The sequence below is a fragment of the Serratia sp. CY81684 genome, assembly GCF_052166595.1.
In the GTDB taxonomy this organism is placed as follows: Bacteria; Pseudomonadota; Gammaproteobacteria; order Enterobacterales; family Enterobacteriaceae; genus Serratia; species Serratia nematodiphila.
Window position 1 is genome coordinate 1,433,245 of the sequence record NZ_JBJNOO010000001.1, and the last position, 16,470, is coordinate 1,449,714.

Sequence of the window (16,470 nt, forward strand, 5' to 3'; positions counted from 1 at the left end):
ACTTGCATCACAAATAATGCGAGGTGTATCGCATTATCGTCGTGAATCAGGCTTTCAACACGCTGACGCCCACCTGCTGCAACGGCGCGATCAGCGCGTCATCGGTAGCCCGCTCAACGATGATGGTGTGCGCCAGCGTAATATCGCCGATCGCATACTGCGAGGCGGCGTTAAGCTTGGCGGCGGAAGCCAGCACCACGGTTTCCGCCGCGCGGGCCGCCAGCGCGCGCTTGATGTAGGCCTCTTCCAGATCGCCGGTGCTCAGCCCCGCAGTGGGGTGCACGCCGGTCACGCCCATAAAATAGGTATCGGCGCGAATATGCGACATCGCTTCCACCGCGGCGGCGCCGACGCTGACGATCGAATGCTTGTACAACCGGCCGCCGATCAGGATCACCTCCACCGTGGGATGATCGGCCAGGCCCACGGCGACGCTGGGGCTGTGGGTGACGATGGTGGCGTTCAGGCTGAGCGGCAGCTGCCTGACCAGCTCGGCGGAGGTGGTGCCGCCGTCGATGATCACCACTTGGCCTGGGGCGATCAGCGCCGCCGCCGCTTTGGCGATCGCGCGTTTGGCGCCGGATTCCAACTGATTGCGTTCGGCGAAGCTGGCGATGGCGGATGAAACCGGCAGGGCGCCGCCGTGCACCCGCTGCAGCAACCCCTCGGCGTCCAGTTCGCGCAGATCGCGCCGGACAGTGTCTTCCGACAGCCCGAACAGCTCGCTGAGCTGCTTGGCCAACACCTGGCCGTCCTGAGCCAGTTTCTCCAGGATGATTTTCTTGCGCTGGCTGGTCAACATGGCCATTTTTCCCTCAAATTTGCATTGCACGAAATATCTTGATCATACACGAAACTGCACGATAGTATCAATTTCCTTCCTCTGGCGGAGTAAACCGATGATAGCCACCAAAGACCGAGTTCGCATTGTCGAAACCCGGGTGTTGTCCGATGACTGGTACCTGCTGAAAAAAACCACCTTTGATTTTCTGCGGCGCGACGGCGTCTGGCAGCGGCAAAGCCGTGAGACTTACGATCGCGGTGACGGCGCGGTGATTTTGCTGTTCAACCGGCAGGCGCAGACGGTGATCCTGACGCGCCAGTTCCGCTTTCCGGTGTTCGTCAACGGTCATGACGGCATGCTGATTGAGGCCGCCGCCGGGCTGCTGGACAACGCGTCGCCGGAGGCGCGCATCAGAGCCGAAGCGGAAGAGGAAACCGGCTATTTCGTGCAGAACGTGGAGAAAGTGTTTGAAGCCTACATGAGCCCAGGTTCGGTCACCGAGAAGCTGCACTTTTTCGTCGGTGAATATCAGGCGGGCGATCGCGTCAATGAGGGCGGTGGGGTGGCGGCGGAGGGCGAGGATCTGGAGGTGATCGAGCTGCCGCTGGCGCAGGCCCTGCAGGCGATTCGTCAGGGCGCGATCGTTGACGCCAAGACCATCATGCTGCTGCAGTTTGTCGCCTTGAACCGGACGTTGGAGGAAGAACGATGAAAGCACAACAAATCCTGATCGCCGGCCCCTATCGCAGCGGCACCGATGGCGATCCGCAGCGTATCGCCGCCAATCTGGCGCGCCTGGAACAGGCGGCGCTGGCGGTTTACCTGCGGGGACACGTGCCGGTGATCGGCGAGTGGCTGGCGCTGCCTTTGGCGGCGGCGGCAGGCTCCACTCAGGTTGGCGATGCGGTGAGCGAGGCGTTTCTTTACCCGGTGGCCCATCGGCTGATTGCGCAGTGTCAGGCGGTGTATCGCATCGAAGGGGCATCTGCGGGAGCCGATAACGACGTGCGGTTGGCTAACGAAAGGGGATTGACGGTCTATCGTCATCTGGAGGAAATTCCGTCTGTTCAGGCGTAACCGAGGAGCGGGCAGAGGCTCGCCCCCTCGCGTTATTTCTCGCCCAGCACCACCCTCAACCCGGCGATCAGCTTGTCCATGCCGGCCTCCAGCTTGCCGCGCGGGCAGCCGACGTTGAGACGCAGGAACCCGCGGCCTTCCTCGCCGTAGGTAAAGCCCGGCATGATCGCCACCTTTTCGCGCTCAATCAGCGCCTGCTGCAGCGCCCGATCGTCTACGGCCAGCGGCCGCAGATCGATCCAGGCCAGGTAGGTGGCCTGCGGCGGGCGCCAGCCCAGCGCGGGAAACGCCTGCTCCAGCCGTTCGGCGACGTAGCTCAGATTATCCTGCAGATAGTCGCGCAGGGCGTCCAGCCAGGGTTCGCCGTGGCGATAGGCAGCCACGTGCGCCGCCACCGCCAGCACCGCCGGCGAGGAGAGGCCGTCGCGGGATTTGAGCTGCTGGAAGTAGGCTTCGCGGCTGGCGTCATCGCTGATAAAGCCGTAGGCGCCGGTCAGCGCCGGGATATTGAAACTCTTGGAGCCGGAGGTCAGCAAGGCCCAGGCGCCGGTCGCCACCTGGCTCCACGGCATATGGCGGTGTTCCCCCCATGCCATATCCATGTGGATTTCGTCGCTGATGACGCGCACGTCGTGGCGCTCGCACAGTTCGGCCATCTGCTGCAACTCGTCGCGGCGCCACACTTTGCCGGTGGGATTATGCGGGCTGCACAGCAGCAGGATCTTGGTTTGCGGCCGCGCCAGCAACGCCTCAAGGTGCGCCATGTCGCAGCGCCAGTCGTCGCCGGCCTTGTGCAGCGGGCAGGCCAACAGCTGGCGTTGGTTGGCGAGGATCACCTTGTAGAAGGCGTCGTAGGCCGGGGTATGGGTCACCACATAGTCGCCCGGTACGGACCATTGGCGGATCAGCTGCGCCGCCATGTAGATAACGGAAGGGCCGTACACCGCCGTTGCGGTGTCGATGGCGACGTTGAAACGTTGCAGATACCAGTGGCGCAGCGCGCCGAGAAAATCCTCGTGCTGCCAGCGGCTGTAGCCCAGCACGCCGTGCTGCAGGCGTTGCTGCAACGCCTCGAGAATGCACGGTGCGGTGGCGAAATCCATATCGGAGATGGTGAACGGCAGCAGGTCGTCGCTGCCGAAACGATCGGCGATATAGTCCCACTGGGTGCACCAGGTGCCGTGGCGGTCGATCGGGGTGGAGAAATCAAACATGGGTGGCTCCCTGCAGCGCCGCGGCAGGTTGCGCCGTGACTATCAGTGAGTCTAATTCATCTTTCACCGATTGCACCTGCGGGCCGATCACCACCTGCAGATTATGGTCGTTGAGATGCACTACGCCGATGGCGCGGTTGGCCTTCAGCGCCGCGTCGTCCACCCGGCTCATGTCGTTGACCGACAGGCGCAGGCGGGTGATGCAGTTGTCCAGCGTGATAACGTTGCCCGGGCCGCCGAGGGCCGCCAGAATCGCCGGCACGTTGTAGCCGGATTTGCCCACCGCGCCGCTCGGCGCGCTTTGGCTGACGGCGCTGTCGCTCTCACGGCCCGGCGTTTTGATGTTAAAGCGCTGGATGGCGAAGCGGAAAATGGCGTAATAGCCGACGAACCAGACGGCGGCCACCACCGGCACCAGATACCACTTGGTGGCGGTGCCGTGCAGAATGCCGAACACCACGAAGTCGATGATGTTGCCGTCGGTGTTGCCGATGGTCACGCCCAGCAGCGCCATCACGGTAAAGCCCAACCCGGTGAGCAGCGCGTGGATCAGATACAGGAACGGCGCGACGAACAGGAACAAAAATTCGATCGGTTCGGTGGTGCCGCCGACCACGCAGGCCACCACGCCGGAAATCAACAGCCCTTTGATTTTGTGACGATTCTCCGGTTTAGCGCAGTGGTACATCGCCAGCGCCGCGCCCGGCAGGCCGCCGAGGAACGCCGGCATTTTACCCTGTGACAGGAAGCGGGTGGCGCTCTCGGCGAAGCCGGTGGTGGTCGGGCAGGAGAGCTGCGCCTGGAAGATGGTCAGGGCGCCGCTGACGCTGTGGCCGCACACCTCCATCGTACCGCCCGCCTCGGTAAAGCGGATCAGCGCCACCAGAATGTGCTGCAGGCCGAACGGCAGCAGCAAGCGTTCACCGGTGCCGAACAGCATCGGGCCAAAGGCGCCGGCGCTGTTGATCACCCAGCCTAGCCCGGTGATGCCGGCGGCGAACCACGGCCAGATCAGCGGGATCACCAGGCCGCACAGGCCCAGCACCACGGTGGTGACGATTGGCACGAAGCGCGTGCCGCCGAAAAACGCCAGCGCGTCCGGCAGGCGGATGGTGTGGAAGCGTTCATGCAGGCGATAGACGATGATGCCGACGATCACCGCGCCGAGGATGCCGGTATCGATCGACTGAATGCCGAGGATGTTCTGGATATTGTTGGCTTTCAGCACCAGCGGATCGCTGGTGGGCAGCACGCCGGCGGCGGTCAGGTAGAAGTTGGTGCCCAGATTCAGCACGGCGAAGCCGACGAAACCGGAGAACGCGGCGACGCCCTTGTTTTCGCGCGCCATGCCCAGCGGAATGGCGATGGCGAACATCACCGGCAGGAAGCTGAAGGCGAAGGAGCCTACCTTGCTCATCCAGGTGAAGATCAGCTGGAAGATCGGGTGGCCGATAAACGGCATCAGGGTGATCACGTCGCGGCTGCTCAGCGAGCTGCCGATCCCCAGCATGATGCCGCAGAAAGAGAGCAAGGCGACGGGCAACATGAACGTTTTGCCCAGGCTCTGGAAGAACTCCCAGAGGGTGATTTTGGGTTTGTTGGCTGCTGACATAACCGACTTCTCCTGGCGAAAAGACGAGCAAAAAGGGGACTGTTGATTAGGTAAAAAGAAGATAAAACGTTTTACCTAGCAAAAATGCGCCACCAATCACAAATCTGCCGCCCGGTTTTTGGCGACAATGCGGCAGGCAGTAAAACGTTTTACTGAGCTAACGGATTCGGTATACCCTTGATCATTACGGCGCGGGTTGCCCAGGAACGGGTTCGCAGAGACTATGAGCATCAAAAAAATCACCATCACCGATGTGGCGCAGCAGGCGGGCGTGTCGGTCACCACGGTTTCCCTGGTGTTGAGCGGCAAGGGGCGGATTTCGCCGACCACCGTCGAGAAGGTCAATCAGGCGATAGAGCAGCTGGGCTACGTGCGCAATCGTCAGGCGGCGACGCTGCGCGGCGGTGAATCCGGGGTGATCGGCCTCGTTCTGCGCGACATTTGCGAACCCTTCTATGCCGAAATGACCGCCGGGCTGAGCGAAGCGCTGGAGGCGCACGACAAACTGCTGTTTTTAACCCAGAGCGGGCGCGACGGCCAGGGCTTGCAGCGGGCGTTTGACGCGCTGCTGGCGCAGGGCGTCGACGGTATCGTGCTGGCCGGCGGCATTCGCGCGGCGGCTGGGTTGAAGGAGAAGGCGGCCGATCAGGGCGTGCCGCTGGTGTGCGTGGCGCGCTCCAGCGGTCTCGATGGGGTGGACGTGGTGCGGCCGGACAACATGCAGGCCGCCAAACTGGCCACCGAATTTTTGATCAAACGCGGCCACAGCCAAATCGCCTACCTTGGCGGCCAGAGCGACTCATTGACGCGTGCCGAGCGGTTGGGCGGCTTTTGCGCCACGCTGGTGCAGTACGGCCTGCCGTTTCGCAGTGAATGGATCGTCGAGTGCGATTGCCGGCAGCGTGAGGCGGCGCAAGCGGCGGAACAGCTGCTGCGCCACTACCCGAACATTACCGCTGTCGTCTGCCACAAGGCTTCGGTGGCGCTGGGCGCCTATTTTGGTCTGACGCGCAGCGGTCGCAGCATCGGCTCGGACGGGGTTGACGCTTACTACGGGCGGCAGGTGGCGCTGATCGGCTTCGGCGACGTGCCGGAGGCCGAGCTGACCGAGCCGCCGCTGACCTTCGTCTCCAGCTCGGCGCGGGAAGTGGGGCGCAGCGCCGCCGCACGCCTGCTGCAGCGCATCGGCGACGCCGACCTGTCGGCGCAGAACGTCATTCTGCCGCCGACGCTGATCCGGCGCGGCTCCGCCTAATCCCGCCGCAGTTCCTCTTCCGCCTCCCGGCGGATCCAGCCGATAAAGGTTTTCATCGCCGGCGTCAGATCCCGCGACTTCAAATGGGTCAGCCAATAGGCGCCAAGCGCGGCCTCGGCGGCGAACGGCCGCTGCAGCACGCCGGCGGCCAGTTCGCGGCGGAACATGCTGACCGGCGCCAGCGCCACACCGTCGCACTGGAGCGCGCCTTCCACCATCAGTCTTGACGAGTCGAACACCGGGCCGTTGATCCGCCACGGCGTCACCTGCGCAGCCGTGAACCAGCGCTCCCATTCATCCTTGCGGTAGGTGCGCATCAGCTGCTCGTGCTGCAGATCCTGCGGCGTGCGCAGGCGCGCGGCGACCGCCGGCGGGCAGAGCACCGTCAGCGGCGCGTCGAACAGCTTGATATTGCAGGTGGCGGGCCAGAGGCCTTCGCCGAAGCGGATGGCGAAATCCATGCCGTCGGCCGACAGATTGACCAGGTTGTTGTGGGTCAGCACCCGTAGATCGATAAACGGGTGCGCCGTGCGGAACGCCGCCAGCCTCGGCATCAGCCAGCCGACGGCGAAGGTGCCGACCACCGCCACCGTCAGCACCTCGTGGAAATGCCCGCCTTCGAACTGTTGCAGCACCGCCTCGATGCGGTCGAAGGCGTCGTTCAACACCGGCAGCAGCGCCTGGCCTTCTTCGGTCAGATCCAGGCCACGCGGCAGGCGGCGGAACAGCTGAATGCCCAGCTGTTCTTCCAGCATGCGTACCTGCTGGCTGACGGCGGCCTGGGTGACGCGCAGCTCCAGGCCGGCGCGGGTGAAGTTCAGGTGGCGGGCGGAGGATTCGAACGCCCGCAGGGCGTTGAGGGGAAGTCGATTGCGCATTGTCGATAGCCATAAGTTTTTCTTTATGCTGGCTGAAATTATTATCGCTTGTCAACCCGGCGGCAAAATCCGATATTTGGCGCGGCTGCTGAGAGCGTCGCGGCAGCCGTAAAGGAATGACATCATCAACCAGGGAAAGCGCCGTGCATAACGCCAATAAAAACTTTTGGCCGCGGCCGATGCCCTGCAACCTGAGAGCTTCTATCATGACGAAAATGAACCGCCTGGCGGCCGCGTTGATCGCCGCGCTGATCCTGCCGACCGCACAGGCCGCACAGCAGCAGGATATCGACGCCGTTATTCAGCCGCTGATGAAAAAATATGGCGTGCCGGGCATGGCGATCGCCGTGTCGGTTGACGGCAAACAGCAGATTTACCCGTATGGCGTGGCCTCGAAGCAGACCGGCAAACCGATCACCGAGCAGACGCTGTTCGAAGTGGGCTCGCTGAGCAAAACCTTCACCGCGACGCTGGCGGTCTATGCGCAGCAGCAGGGTAAGCTGTCGTTCAACGATCCGGCCAGCCGCTACCTGCCCGAGCTGCGCGGCAGCGCCTTCGACGGCGTCAGCCTGCTGAATCTGGCGACGCATACCTCCGGCCTACCGCTGTTCGTGCCGGACGACGTGACCGACAACGCCCAACTGATGGCCTACTACCGGGCCTGGCAGCCGAAACACCCGGCGGGCAGCTACCGCGTCTATTCCAATCTCGGTATCGGCATGCTGGGCATGATCGCCGCCAAAAGCCTCGACCAGCCGTTTATCCAGGCGATGGAACAGGGGATGTTGCCGGCGCTGGGCATGAGCCACACCTACGTTCAGGTGCCGGCGGCGCAGATGGCCAACTATGCGCAGGGTTACAACAAGGACGATAAGCCGGTGCGGGTCAATCCCGGCCCGCTGGACGCCGAGTCTTACGGCATCAAGTCCAACGCTCGCGATCTGATTCGCTATCTGGACGCCAACCTGCAGCAGGTGAAGGTCGCACAGCCGTGGCGCGACGCGCTGGCCGGGACGCACGTCGGCTATTATAAGGCGGGCGCGTTCACGCAGGATCTGATGTGGGAGAACTACCCGTATCCGGTGAAACTGTCGCGTTTGATCGAGGGCAACAACGCCGGGATGATCATGAACGGCACGCCGGCTACCGCCATCACGCCGCCGCAGCCGGAATTGCGCGCCGGCTGGTATAACAAAACCGGCTCTACCGGCGGTTTCTCCACCTACGCGGTGTTCATCCCGGCGAAGAATATCGCCGTGGTGATGCTGGCCAACAAATGGTTCCCGAACGACGATCGGGTCGAGGCGACTTATCGCATCATCCAGGCGCTGGAGAAGCGCTGACAATCAGGGGCGCCGGCGGGGCGCCCCTACCACCGATGCTGCCGTTCACGTTGCTCGCGCATGAAATCGATAAAGGCGCGCAGTTTGAGCGGCAGATGTCTGCCGGCGGGGAAGTAGATGAAAAATCCCGATGCTTCGCTGGCGTAACCCGGCAGCACTTCCACCAGTTGCCCCTGTGCCAGCTCCTGCAACACCGTGCCCTGAAAACGCTGTGCGATACCCAGCCCCGCCAACGCCGCATCCTTGATCAGCCTGTCTTCGTTAAAAATCAAACTGCCGCTGACGTCCAGCGCGCGTTCATCGTCGCCCAGGCTGAAATACCAGGGTTCCAGTTTGCCGCTGCCGGGAAAACGGTAGCGCAGGCAATGGTGCGCGAGCAGATCGTCCGGCGTGGCCGGTGCGCCGCAGCGCGCCAGATAGTCAGGCGAAGCGACCAGCACCCGGCGCTGGCCGTTATCGATCGGCACGGCGATCATGTCCTTTTGCAGCATGGCGTGCATGCGAATGCCGGCATCGAAACTGCCCAGCACCAGATCGGAAAAGCGGTCTTCGGTAAACAGCTCCAGCTGCACCTCGGGATAGCGCCGCTGAAACGCCGCCAGATGCGGCATCACCAGCAGCGAAGCGGCCAACTGCGGCAGCGTAATGCGCAGCAGGCCTGCCGGCTGTGCGCCCAGGGCGCGCACATCGTCCGCCGCCACATCGATCTGGCCCATGGCCGGCGATACCTTCTGATAGAACAACCGGCCTTCGTCGCTGAGGCGCACCGAGCGGCTGGTGCGGTGAAATAACCGCACTCCCAGCTGATTCTCCAGCGCCTGAATGTTTTGCGACACCGCCGGCGGCGTGACGCCCAGTTGGCTGGCCGCGCGGGTAAAGTTGCCCAGGCGTGCCACGGCTTCGAAATAGGGCAGCAGTTGCAGGAGTGAACTCATCTATCAATAACCTGTGCTTAATGATTCATTAAATTATGCCTTATTTTAATTTATGAAGAACGTTTTAGACTGATTTTTACTTTCCCTCAGAGAGATTAAAATCATGTCGGCAATACAACAGGCGTTAACAGAACGGATCGCGGCGATCGATCAACAGGCGATGGCCGAAGGGCGCATCGTCGGCAGCGTGGTGCTGGTGGCGCGGCGGGGTGAAATTTGCTACGCCGGTGCGGCCGGTTATGCCGATCGCGAAGCGCGGCAACCGATGCGGCGAGAAACGCAGTTTCGGCTGTCGTCGGTCTCCAAACCCTATACCACGCTGGCGGCGCTGCGTTTGATTGAGCAAGGCAAGCTGAGCCTGGACGATGCAGTCAGCGACTGGCTGCCGTGGTTTACCCCGGCGCTGGCCGATGGCCGCCGCCCGGCGATCCGCATTCGTCATTTGCTGAGCCATACCGCCGGGCTGGACTATCGGCTGAACCAACCGCCGGCGGGCGTTTACCATCAGTTGGGGATCCAGGACGGCGTGGAGCTGTCGACGCTGACGCTGGAGCAAAACCTGCGGCTGTTGGCGCAGGCGCCGTTGCTGTCGGCGCCGGGGGAGCGCTTCAATTATTCGCTGGCGATCGATGTGCTTGGCGCGGTGCTGGAGCGGGTGACGGGCATGTCGCTGCCGCAACTGTTTGTCGAATGGGTGGCGCAGCCGCTGGGGCTTGGCAACACCGCATTCCATGCGACGGACGCCGCGAACCTGGCGACGCCTTATTACAATACGCCGCAGGGGCCGCGGCGCATGCCGGAAGGCGTGCGGATCGCCTTGCCGGAAGGCATGGCGGGGGGAGAAGTGACGTTCTCGCCGGCGCGCGCGCTTAACGCCGGAGCCTATCCCTCCGGCGGCGCGGGCATGGTCGGTGATGCCGACGACGTGCTGCGGCTGGTGGAGGCGCTGCGCAGCGGCGGGCAGGGCATGTTGCAGCCGGATACGGTGGCGTTGCTGCGCAGTCCGCACGTCGGCGCCGAGGCGCAAACGCAAGGGCCGGGCTGGGGCTTCGGCTTTGGCGGCGCGCTGCTGGTGGATCCAGACGCCGCGCAGACGCCGCAGCATGCCGGTACCCTGACCTGGGGCGGCGTTTACGGCCACAGCTGGTTCTTTGATCCACAGGCGCAGCTGAGTGTGGTTGTCTTGAGCAATACCGCATTTGAGGGCATGTGCGGCCGCTACCCGCAGCAGATCCGCGATGCGGTGTATGCGGCGCTGCAGGGGTAAATAAAAAGGGCCCCGCAGGGGGCCCTTGTCAGGTTTTCAGGCGATTACTGCGCCGGTGCCGGAGCGGGTTCCGCTTCCTGCGCCGGTTCAGCGTCTTCCGCCGGGGCGCCCAGCATGGCGAACTGGCCGATGAACTCCTGCAGCGACATCTTGTTGCCGTTCAGGTCAACCTGATTGTCAGCGTAGTGGAACTTGCTCGCGATCACGCCGTCTTTCTGGGTGGTCAGCTTGAACATCTGACCCATGGCCGCCAGGCCCTGCACTTGCTGCTGCGCCAGTTTCTGCGCGTCTTCCGCATTATAACCCTGCAACAAGGCGGTCTTCGCGGTCACTTCGGTAGCCATCGCTTCCGGAATGGTCAGGTTGATATCCAGCTTTTTAACCGCCTGAGCGATCAGCTGATCCGGCGATTGTGCCGGGGAGGCGGCCTTGCTCGGATCGGTCATCGCCAGATCCAGCGTGAAGACGCTCTCACCCTTGCTGTTTTTCCAGCTCAGCGGGGCGATGCTGAGGCTCGGGTTGCCTTTCAGCAGCAGCGGCAGGTTCTTTTGCAGCATCTCGGAGGTCTGCTGTTCGTAGACGTCCGGATCCAGGTTCTCGCCCTGCTGCAGCAGCGCCATGGTTTGGCGGTTGTAGCTGTCGGAGAAGTCTTTCAGCGCCTTGCCGTCGACGTTGTCGATTTTCAGCGTCAGTTTACCGGCGCCGAAGTCGTTGCCCTGCACCTTGAGCGCGTCCATGGTGTAGTCGATCTGGCCGCCGATATTGCTGCTGCCTTGCTCGCCAAACTTGCTCACCAGATTGAAACCGTCCAACGCCACGGTATCTTTACCGTCGATCGTCAGTTTGAACTGCTTCAGCGTCATCGTCTGATCGCCGAGCTTCACGCCGAACTTGCTTTCGTTGCTGTTGCCTTTCAGGTTGAAGCCCTGGAAGGTGATCTGCTCGTTTTGGCCGAATTCATTCGGGCTGGCGAACACGATAGTGTCGCTATTGGCGTCCAGCGCGAATTTTTTCAGATCGCGGGACACATCGGCGTCAATGGTGGCGCCGCTGAATTTCAGCGAAGATTTATCCTTCTGGTAGTCCAGTGGGATAAAGTCGATGGTGGACGCGGTATCGCCGCTGTACGAGATGCGCGAATCGGCGGTAAACAGCGATTTGCCTTTGGTGGTTTCAAATAGGCCTTTCACCGCCGGGGTGTTTTCCAGCTCGGTATGCACCGACGCCATGCTCGGCAGCAGGTTGAATTTTTTCAGCTGCGCGAACGGGAACGGACCGTGATCGATGGTTTCCAGGAACGCCACTTCTTCACCGGCTTTCAGCGCCGCATTTTCACTGGTATCCGTGCCGTCGGAACGCAGCACATAACGCACTTTACTGCTGAACAGGCCGCGCTGGTAATTTTCATAGCTCAGCTTGACGCCGGCTTTCGGCAGGTAGGCTTTCAGTTGGCCGTTGGCGTTGTCGACGACTTCGCCCATGTGTTGCTCGATCTGTTTCCCGGTGTACCAGGATGCCCCGGTCCATGCTGCGCCAAGAACGACAATGACGCTGACAGCGACTAACGATTTTTTCATAGCTCTGTTTCATCCTTTTTTTCTTATCACCCTCCGTTGCATGGGAGGGGCAAATAGGGGCCGACAAAAAACGCCCGCAGGCGTTTAATTGTGGGGGTAGCTCTCGCTTTCAGCAAGCAATTTGCTGAAATTTATCAACGGTTAGGCCAGCTGGTTATAAACCCGGGCGATACGGCCGCTGCCGCTGACGTTGACCGGGGATTCGAACGCCCCGATAAAGCAGGATTCGCCCGGTTTGAGCGTCAGGCGTTGCCCGGATTTCTCCAGCGTCGCTTCGCCGGCGACGCAGAACACGATGGCGGCGCTTCGCTGTGCCAGCGCCTGTGGTGCGGCGGTCAAATCGTGCAGTGAGAAGGCGAAATCCTCCACCGGGATCGGGAAGAACAGCTCGTTGCCACGTTGCTCCGGTTGGGTCAGCAGGCCGGAAGCCGGTTGCGGGCGGAACTGCAGGTTGGCCAGCAGCTCGGGCACGTCGATGAATTTCGGCGTCAGGCCCGCGCGCAGCACGTTATCCGAGTTGGCCATCACCTCCAGCGCCACGCCTTTCAGGTAGGCGTGCGGCGTTTCGGCATACAGGAACATCGCCTCGCCCGGCGCGAGCTGCACCACGTTCAGCAGCAGCGGTGAGAACAGACCGCTGTCGTCCGGATAGAAGCCGGCGATGAAGCGCACGGTATCCCAGGGTTCCCCCTGCTGGTTGTTGAGCGCGGCTTTCAGCACGCCGAGCGCCAGCGATTTTTGTTCGCCGCTCATCGTCAACAGGCTGGCGAACAGGGTCGCGAGATGCGCGGTGTCCGGCTGTTGCAGGAAGGCGGCGATGTCGTGGTGCGCGCCGGCGATCGGTTGCAGCAGGGAAACGATATCGGCCAGTTCGCGAAAACCGTTCATCGCCAGGAACGGCGTCAGGGCGAACACCAGCTCGGGCTTGTGATTGGGATCTTTGTAGTTGCGTTCGGCGGCGCTCAGCGGGATGCCTGCGGCGTTCTCTTTCGCGAAGCCGACTTCGGCCGCCGCTTTGCTCGGGTGGACCTGGATCGACAGCGGCTGATCGGCGCACAGCACTTTAAACAGGAACGGCAACTCGCCAAAACGGCTGGCGACGTTGGCGCCCAGCTGTTTTGGCTGGTCTTCGTTGATCAGATCGCGCAGCGAACGCAGTTCACCGTCGGCGCCCGGCACGCGGGAAGGGCTCTTGGGATGGGCGCCCATCCACAGTTCGGCCATCGGCTGATTATCCGGGTTGGCGATGCCGTAAAGACGGGTCAGCGCATCGTGGCTGCCCCAGGCGTAATTCTGTACCGCGTTGGTCATTTTTTGCATGTCGATAAACGTCCTTAACGTCATTGTCGCACTGGATGACAATAACCTACTGATTTTATACGGTGAACTAAATCTGTGCCGACACCTATCCTACGCCCGCGTCGGCAGGAAAAATCATGGGCGCGATCAAAAAAACGCCGGATAACGTCGCGCCCGGCAACGGGGCCAAAGTATAGCGTGATAACGATCGGCGTCTCAATTGGCGCGCAGGCCTCAAGGCGACCCGGAAAACCCGCCGATCGATTATTCTTTGGCCCAGCGGAATTATTGCCGATAGCTTGGTCATTCTGCGTCATTATTTATTTTTTTAGCATGTCAAACTATGTCGGCTGAATTTATTTTTTACCGTCTGAGCCATTCCCTTAATTATTATTTTCGCGCTGCGCCGGGCAATCACACGCTGAGCTTAAACCTGCGCGGCAGACCCGTTTACCGTAACGGCCAACACGTCGATTTAACGAAACAAGAGGTCTGTTGCATGAAAAAACTGTTGTTGCTATTGGGGCTTTGCACCAGCGCCACCCAGGCGGCGGTGATTGTCGCCTATCCCTACGCGGCGCCACGCACCGTGGTGATCGCGCCGGCGCCGATCGTCGTTACACCCGCGCCGGTCGCGGCTGTGGCGCATCCGCTGGCACTCACCGCCGGTGCGGCGGCGACCGGGGCGTATCGGCATCATGAACGGCAGGACGCCTACGACGAGATCAATCATCTGCAGCAGCAACGGATCGATGAGCTCAATCATTTACAGGCGCAGCGCATCAATAATTTTAATTCGCGTCATCCGCGTTAATGGTTATCCAGATTTTTATTCTCCAGGCTCATTCCCGGCCGTTTATTTCACCGCGGGTTAACCGGCGGAAAATAACCGCGTCGTTAATGGGTAAAAGAGATGAAACGTGCTGTGAGATAACTCTCTTAATGCGAATAGTTATTATGTCACTATACTGGGAGTGCATGCCGACGGGGGGTAGCGCGTCGGCCTAACCCTACAATTTTAGGAATTATGCTAAGGAGATCGTGATGGCAGGCGTTCGTATCGAAAAAGACTCTATGGGCCCCATCGAAGTACCGGCCGACAAGCTGTGGGGCGCGCAAACCCAGCGTTCGTTGGCGCATTTCCGTATTTCCTCCGAAAAGATGCCGACCGCGCTGATCCATGCGCTGGCGTTGACCAAGCGCGCCGCCGCGCAGGTGAACGTGGATCTGGGGCTGCTGCCGGCCGATCGGGGCGCCGCCATCATCAACGCCGCCGACGAAGTGCTGGCGGACAGACATGCCGACCAGTTCCCGTTGTCAATCTGGCAAACCGGCTCCGGCACCCAGACCAACATGAACATGAACGAAGTGTTGGCCAACCGCGCCAGCGAGCTGCTGGGCGGCGTGCGCGGTGAAGAGCGCAAGGTGCACCCGAACGACGACGTCAATAAAAGTCAGAGCTCCAACGATGTGTTTCCCACCGCGATGCACGTGGCGGCGGTGATTGCGCTGCGCGAACACCTGATCCCCGAGCTGAAAGTGCTGCACAAGACGCTGAGCGACAAGGCCGAAGCCTACCGCGACATCGTCAAAATCGGCCGCACCCATCTGCAGGACGCCACGCCGCTGACCCTGGGGCAGGAGATATCCGGTTGGGCGGCGATGCTGGCGCACAATCTGAAACACATCGAGGACAGTATCCCGCACATTGCCGAGCTGGCGCTGGGCGGCACGGCGGTCGGCACCGGCCTGAACACCCATCCGGAGTACGCGGTGCGCGTCGCTAAAGCGCTGGCGGAATTGACCCATCAGCCGTTCGTCACGGCGCCGAACAAGTTCGAAGCGCTGGCGACCTGCGATGCGCTGGTGCAAGGGCATGGCGCGCTGAAAGGGCTGGCGGCTTCGCTGATGAAGATCGCCAACGACGTGCGTTGGCTGGCGTCCGGCCCGCGCTGCGGCATTGGTGAGATTTCGATCCCGGAGAACGAGCCGGGCAGCTCCATCATGCCGGGCAAGGTCAACCCGACCCAGTGCGAAGCGATGACCATGCTGTGCGCTCAGGTGCTGGGTAACGACGTGGCGGTGAACATTGGCGGCGCTTCCGGCAACTTCGAGTTGAACGTGTTCCGCCCGATGGTGATCCACAACTACCTGCAGTCGATTCGCCTGCTGGCCGACGGCATGCAGGGCTTTAACGAGCACTGCGCGGTGGGCATCGAACCGAACCGCGATCGCATCTCCCAATTGCTGAACGAATCGCTGATGCTGGTGACGGCGCTCAATACCCATATCGGTTATGACAAGGCGGCGGAAATCGCCAAGAAAGCGCACAAGGAAGGGCTGACGCTGAAAGCCGCGGCGCTGAAGCTCGGCTACCTGACCGAAGCGCAGTTCGACGAGTGGGTGCGGCCGGAAGCGATGGTCGGCAGCATGCAGAAATAATGACGTCATGCCTAAATGGGGCGCGGTTGCGCCCCGTCTTTTCAAGCCAACATCTCTAGCACCGATAACAGCGCCTGCGGCTCCGGCCGCTGGGTGTAATCGGCGTGCGCTTCGGCGTAGACAATACGGCCATCGCGGGCGATGACGAATCGCGCCGGCAGCGGCAGCGTCCAGCTGTCATCCTGGTTGAACTGCGCCAGATCGAGGCCGAGCCGCTGTTGATACAGGGCGATCAGCGCGTCCGGCAGGCGGTAACGCAGGCCGAACTGGGCCGCCAGACGGTTGCCTGCATCGCTGAGCAACGGAAAGGTGAGATCGTGATCGCGCGCGGCCTGGCGGCTATGCACCGCGCTCTGCGGCGAAACGGCCAACAGCTGTGCGCCGTACTGCGTGATGGCGGGCAATGCGGCCTGCAGCGCCTGCAGATCGAGCGTACAGTAAGGGCACCAGATCCCGCGATAGAAACTGACGACCAGCGGCCCTTTTGCCAACAGCGCCATGGAAGAGCATGGTCGGTTTTCGCTGTCCGATAGCGTAAAGCCGGGCGCGGCGTCGCCGACCTTCAGGGCGCGTTCGGCCATGCCCGACGCGATCTGCGCCTGGATAGCCTCACGCATCAGCGCGTGATCTTGCGCCGCGAGTTTGAACGGCAGTTGGTCGGCCTCGAATGCCGCTTTGAAGGCATCGAGTTTGTCTTGCAGTGTCATGCGTTCTCCTGACGGGAATGAGGGGGAGCGCTTATCTTGCCCATTCCAAAATGGCGCGTGTAGACTGCAATAAATGCTAA

General features: G+C 61.8%; 15 protein-coding genes. 7 read left to right on the plus strand and 8 right to left on the minus strand.

Going from position 1 to position 16,470, the window contains the following annotated elements:
- Positions 1-46: 46 nt before the first annotated feature.
- A complete protein-coding gene (locus tag ACJ8QF_RS07125; RefSeq protein WP_442537386.1) occupies positions 47-802 on the minus strand; it encodes a DeoR/GlpR family DNA-binding transcription regulator in 756 nt (251 codons plus the stop codon).
- A gap of 97 nt (positions 803-899) precedes the next feature.
- Here ACJ8QF_RS07125 and ACJ8QF_RS07130 point away from each other — a divergent pair, with 97 nt between their 5' ends.
- Positions 900-1,496, plus strand: a complete 597-nt coding sequence (locus ACJ8QF_RS07130; protein WP_015377759.1) for an NUDIX domain-containing protein — start codon at positions 900-902, stop codon at positions 1,494-1,496.
- Positions 1,493-1,861, plus strand: a complete 369-nt coding sequence (locus ACJ8QF_RS07135; protein WP_261125391.1) for an NUDIX hydrolase — start codon at positions 1,493-1,495, stop codon at positions 1,859-1,861. The genes ACJ8QF_RS07130 and ACJ8QF_RS07135 overlap by 4 nt, the downstream gene beginning before the upstream one ends.
- A gap of 32 nt (positions 1,862-1,893) precedes the next feature.
- On the opposite strand, the gene ACJ8QF_RS07140 is transcribed toward ACJ8QF_RS07135, so the two are convergent.
- The gene (locus ACJ8QF_RS07140) at positions 1,894-3,075 is read right to left on the minus strand and encodes a MalY/PatB family protein (protein ID WP_442537387.1); all 1,182 of its coding nucleotides are present in this window, start codon (positions 3,073-3,075) and stop codon (positions 1,894-1,896) included.
- Positions 3,068-4,687 (minus strand): maltose/glucose-specific PTS transporter subunit IIBC, encoded by a 1,620-nt coding sequence (malX, locus tag ACJ8QF_RS07145; protein ID WP_442537388.1) that lies wholly within the window; start codon positions 4,685-4,687, stop codon positions 3,068-3,070. The genes ACJ8QF_RS07140 and malX overlap by 8 nt, the downstream gene beginning before the upstream one ends.
- A 223-nt stretch (positions 4,688-4,910) precedes the next feature.
- Here malX and ACJ8QF_RS07150 point away from each other — a divergent pair, with 223 nt between their 5' ends.
- A complete protein-coding gene (locus ACJ8QF_RS07150; RefSeq protein ID WP_442537389.1) occupies positions 4,911-5,942 on the plus strand; it encodes a Mal regulon transcriptional regulator MalI in 1,032 nt (343 codons plus the stop codon).
- Here the strand turns inward: ACJ8QF_RS07150 and ACJ8QF_RS07155 are convergent.
- Positions 5,939-6,820, minus strand: a complete 882-nt coding sequence (locus ACJ8QF_RS07155) for a LysR family transcriptional regulator (RefSeq protein WP_004938477.1) — start codon at positions 6,818-6,820, stop codon at positions 5,939-5,941. The two genes, ACJ8QF_RS07150 and ACJ8QF_RS07155, sit on opposite strands and share 4 nt — an antisense overlap.
- A gap of 206 nt (positions 6,821-7,026) precedes the next feature.
- Here ACJ8QF_RS07155 and blaSRT point away from each other — a divergent pair, with 206 nt between their 5' ends.
- Positions 7,027-8,163 carry an SRT/SST family class C beta-lactamase gene (blaSRT, locus tag ACJ8QF_RS07160; protein WP_031300463.1) on the plus strand — a complete coding sequence of 379 codons (1,137 nt, stop codon included), beginning with the start codon at positions 7,027-7,029 and terminating at the stop codon, positions 8,161-8,163.
- Positions 8,164-8,189: 26 nt separating this feature from the next.
- On the opposite strand, the gene ACJ8QF_RS07165 is transcribed toward blaSRT, so the two are convergent.
- Positions 8,190-9,098 carry a LysR family transcriptional regulator gene (locus tag ACJ8QF_RS07165; protein ID WP_021505436.1) on the minus strand — a complete coding sequence of 303 codons (909 nt, stop codon included), beginning with the start codon at positions 9,096-9,098 and terminating at the stop codon, positions 8,190-8,192.
- Positions 9,099-9,201: 103 nt separating this feature from the next.
- On the opposite strand from ACJ8QF_RS07165, the gene ACJ8QF_RS07170 reads away from it, so the two are divergent.
- Positions 9,202-10,365 carry a serine hydrolase domain-containing protein gene (locus ACJ8QF_RS07170; protein ID WP_442537390.1) on the plus strand — a complete coding sequence of 388 codons (1,164 nt, stop codon included), beginning with the start codon at positions 9,202-9,204 and terminating at the stop codon, positions 10,363-10,365.
- Positions 10,366-10,409: 44 nt separating this feature from the next.
- Here ACJ8QF_RS07170 and ACJ8QF_RS07175 read toward each other — a convergent pair whose 3' ends face one another.
- Together ACJ8QF_RS07175 and manA are read right to left on the minus strand one after the other, a co-directional pair.
- Positions 10,410-11,942, minus strand: a complete 1,533-nt coding sequence (locus ACJ8QF_RS07175; protein ID WP_049188123.1) for a YdgA family protein — start codon at positions 11,940-11,942, stop codon at positions 10,410-10,412.
- 141 nt (positions 11,943-12,083) lie between these two features.
- Complete coding sequence (manA, locus tag ACJ8QF_RS07180; protein ID WP_004938492.1) at positions 12,084-13,262, minus strand: mannose-6-phosphate isomerase; 1,179 nt, start codon at positions 13,260-13,262, stop codon at positions 12,084-12,086.
- 478 nt (positions 13,263-13,740) lie between these two features.
- On the opposite strand from manA, the gene ACJ8QF_RS07185 reads away from it, so the two are divergent.
- Both ACJ8QF_RS07185 and fumC read left to right on the plus strand, forming a co-directional pair.
- Positions 13,741-14,055 (plus strand): hypothetical protein, encoded by a 315-nt coding sequence (locus ACJ8QF_RS07185; protein WP_049188168.1) that lies wholly within the window; start codon positions 13,741-13,743, stop codon positions 14,053-14,055.
- A 230-nt stretch (positions 14,056-14,285) separates the two neighbouring features.
- Positions 14,286-15,683, plus strand: coding sequence for a class II fumarate hydratase (gene fumC / locus ACJ8QF_RS07190; protein ID WP_442537391.1), 1,398 nt, complete (start codon positions 14,286-14,288; stop codon positions 15,681-15,683).
- A gap of 41 nt (positions 15,684-15,724) precedes the next feature.
- Here the strand turns inward: fumC and ACJ8QF_RS07195 are convergent, their stop codons facing one another.
- Complete coding sequence (locus ACJ8QF_RS07195; protein WP_442537392.1) at positions 15,725-16,390, minus strand: peroxiredoxin-like family protein; 666 nt, start codon at positions 16,388-16,390, stop codon at positions 15,725-15,727.
- Positions 16,391-16,470 lie beyond the last annotated feature (80 nt).

What these genes read in the sequence shown, in the direction of transcription:
- ACJ8QF_RS07125 (WP_442537386.1), bottom strand. Translation starts at nt 802, where the DNA reads ATGTTGACCAGCCAGCGCAAGAAAATCATCCTGGAGAAACTGGCTCAG.
- ACJ8QF_RS07130 (WP_015377759.1), top strand. Translation starts at nt 900, where the DNA reads ATGATAGCCACCAAAGACCGAGTTCGCATTGTCGAAACCCGGGTGTTG.
- ACJ8QF_RS07135 (WP_261125391.1), top strand. Translation starts at nt 1,493, where the DNA reads ATGAAAGCACAACAAATCCTGATCGCCGGCCCCTATCGCAGCGGCACC.
- ACJ8QF_RS07140 (WP_442537387.1), bottom strand. Translation starts at nt 3,075, where the DNA reads ATGTTTGATTTCTCCACCCCGATCGACCGCCACGGCACCTGGTGCACC.
- malX (WP_442537388.1), bottom strand. Translation starts at nt 4,687, where the DNA reads ATGTCAGCAGCCAACAAACCCAAAATCACCCTCTGGGAGTTCTTCCAG.
- ACJ8QF_RS07150 (WP_442537389.1), top strand. Translation starts at nt 4,911, where the DNA reads ATGAGCATCAAAAAAATCACCATCACCGATGTGGCGCAGCAGGCGGGC.
- ACJ8QF_RS07155 (WP_004938477.1), bottom strand. Translation starts at nt 6,820, where the DNA reads ATGCGCAATCGACTTCCCCTCAACGCCCTGCGGGCGTTCGAATCCTCC.
- blaSRT (WP_031300463.1), top strand. Translation starts at nt 7,027, where the DNA reads ATGACGAAAATGAACCGCCTGGCGGCCGCGTTGATCGCCGCGCTGATC.
- ACJ8QF_RS07165 (WP_021505436.1), bottom strand. Translation starts at nt 9,098, where the DNA reads ATGAGTTCACTCCTGCAACTGCTGCCCTATTTCGAAGCCGTGGCACGC.
- ACJ8QF_RS07170 (WP_442537390.1), top strand. Translation starts at nt 9,202, where the DNA reads ATGTCGGCAATACAACAGGCGTTAACAGAACGGATCGCGGCGATCGAT.
- ACJ8QF_RS07175 (WP_049188123.1), bottom strand. Translation starts at nt 11,942, where the DNA reads ATGAAAAAATCGTTAGTCGCTGTCAGCGTCATTGTCGTTCTTGGCGCA.
- manA (WP_004938492.1), bottom strand. Translation starts at nt 13,262, where the DNA reads ATGCAAAAAATGACCAACGCGGTACAGAATTACGCCTGGGGCAGCCAC.
- ACJ8QF_RS07185 (WP_049188168.1), top strand. Translation starts at nt 13,741, where the DNA reads ATGAAAAAACTGTTGTTGCTATTGGGGCTTTGCACCAGCGCCACCCAG.
- fumC (WP_442537391.1), top strand. Translation starts at nt 14,286, where the DNA reads ATGGCAGGCGTTCGTATCGAAAAAGACTCTATGGGCCCCATCGAAGTA.
- ACJ8QF_RS07195 (WP_442537392.1), bottom strand. Translation starts at nt 16,390, where the DNA reads ATGACACTGCAAGACAAACTCGATGCCTTCAAAGCGGCATTCGAGGCC.